This is a genomic window from Pseudomonas sp. AC463 (assembly GCF_979253585.1).
Map to the genome: position 1 here is coordinate 1 of NZ_CEEDDZ010000693.1, position 266 is coordinate 266.

Consider the following 266-nt stretch of genomic DNA (forward strand, 5'->3'; position numbering starts at 1 on the left):
GACGGAGCGGCGGGACAGCACGTTCTGGCGGCAATGCGCCGCGATGCCGATCCCCGACACGCTGGAACAGAAGATCGAACTGTTCCGCGAAACCGGGCGCGTGTTCCGCAAGAATGAGGAACTGTTCGCGGAAAACAGCTGGGTGCAGGTGATGCTCGGTCAGGGCATCGTCCCCGAAAGCTATCACCCGATCGCCACCAAGCTGCGCGACGACGAGCTGGCCCGCCTGCTGACCGGTCTGCGCGATCATACCAACGCCACGGTCG

1 protein-coding gene is annotated in these 266 nt (G+C 64.3%); it reads left to right on the forward strand.

Translation table 11 applies throughout. The annotated features are described in order from the left end of the window. A partial coding sequence (locus AC0IYH_RS31960) for a tryptophan 7-halogenase (protein WP_471838302.1) occupies positions 1-266 on the forward strand: 266 nt, incomplete at both ends.